Source organism: Mesorhizobium sp. A556 (genome assembly GCF_054489545.1).
This window is the reverse complement of the sequence record NZ_JBTMXA010000051.1, coordinates 1-1469: the sequence shown is the minus strand read 5'-3', so window position 1 is coordinate 1469 and position 1469 is coordinate 1. Positions and strand designations below refer to the sequence as shown.

2 protein-coding genes and 1 pseudogene are annotated in these 1469 nt (G+C 55.7%); all 3 read left to right on the top strand.

What is annotated here, in order from left to right; all coding sequences use genetic code 11:
* Window positions 1-135 (top strand): annotated as a pseudogene (locus tag ACX3P0_RS25215) (integrase); the annotation flags it as partial.
* A gap of 76 nt (window positions 136-211) precedes the next feature.
* The gene (locus ACX3P0_RS25210) at window positions 212-850 is read left to right on the top strand and encodes a GntR family transcriptional regulator (protein WP_459092954.1); all 639 of its coding nucleotides are present in this window, start codon (window positions 212-214) and stop codon (window positions 848-850) included.
* 2 nt (window positions 851-852) lie between these two features.
* A partial coding sequence (locus ACX3P0_RS25205; RefSeq protein ID WP_459092952.1) for an amidohydrolase occupies window positions 853-1469 on the top strand: 617 nt, incomplete at its 3' end.

Genomic DNA, 1469 nt, shown 5'->3' with positions numbered 1-1469 from the left:
GTCTGCGACGAGCGGAGTATGGCACCCCCTCGCTGCGACGAACGAAAGCATCAATGATCTACAAGGCGACTGGCAATGCGCGCTGTACAGATCCTACTTGGCCATACCAAGATCGAGAACACCGTGCGCTTCATTGATGAAACATGGTGTACGCCGCCGCTGACGATCCCGATGTTGACAACGCGCCTTGAAATCAGTATTGGATACAATTATGGTTTCGGATACACAAAAGACGCAAGCAGAATCGATTGCAGACAAAATCAGGGCGCTCATCTTGAATGGGACCTTTCGCCCCGGTCAACCGCTGCGGCAGGAGGCATTGTCGGAACAGCTAGGTATCAGCCGCACACCGCTACGGCACGCCCTTCAGTCGCTTGCCGAGGACGGGTTGGTCGAGACAACCGGCTACAAGGGAGCAAGGGTCGCAAAACTTGATCAAGGAATTGTCGGCGATTTATTCGAGATGCGGCTTCTGCTGGAACCGCTCGCGCTCAAATCCGCCTTTCGACACCACACCAAGCTTGATTTTGCCAAAGCGGAGATGGTGCTCGATGCGGCCGAGGCGGAACAGGAACCGTCTAAGCTTTCGGAACTGAACTGGGATTTTCATCATGCTCTGTACCGTCCATCAAAGCGGCAGACGCTGTTGAGGACCATCGAACAACTCAACAAAGCATCGGCTCTCGCGGAGGTGATCGCGAGTTCCATCGTTGCCCGCCCCGAAAAATCGGCTGCCGAACATCGAAAATTGCTTCAGGCCTGCCGAACTGGTGACGAAACCGGTGCAATTTCAACGCTGGGCGAGCATTTGCGGCTTGCCCATCACGCCATTCGAAATGGGAACGAATAACAATGCCCATCATAAACAGGATCGCCGAATTTCACGACGAAATGACCCAGTGGCGGCATCATCTTCATGCCAACCCCGAACTCTCCTTTCAGGAGTATGAAACCGCTAAATTCATTGCCGAAAAACTTCGTTCCTACGGGATCGACGTGACCGAAGGTGTAGGTGGAACGGGCGTCGTGGGTGTCCTTTGCGGAAATCGGAAAGGCGAGCGCTCCATCGGGCTGCGGGCGGATATGGATGCGCTTGCGATTGAAGAACGCAATGATTTCACGCATCGCTCGGTGAACAGGGGCGTCATGCATGCCTGCGGCCATGACGGGCATACCACTATGCTTCTTGGTGCCGCCCGCTACCTTGCCGAGACCCGGAATTTTGTAGGCCGCGTTGTCTTCATCTTCCAGCCCGCCGAGGAGATGGGGGGTGAAGACGGCGGTGCGGCGCGCATGATCCGGGAAGGGCTGTTTCAAAAGTTCCGTTGCGACGAAATTTACGGCTTGCACAACTGGCCGGGTATGGACATCGGAACCTTCGCCGTGAAAGCGGGGCCGATGATGGCGTCGGGCGATGGTTTCGATATCGAGGTTTCGTCCACCGGAATGCATGCAGCCCAACCGCAGAA

Excerpts from the sequence above, each read along its gene's own strand:
- ACX3P0_RS25210 (WP_459092954.1), top strand. The coding sequence starts at position 212 with ATGGTTTCGGATACACAAAAGACGCAAGCAGAATCGATTGCAGACAAA.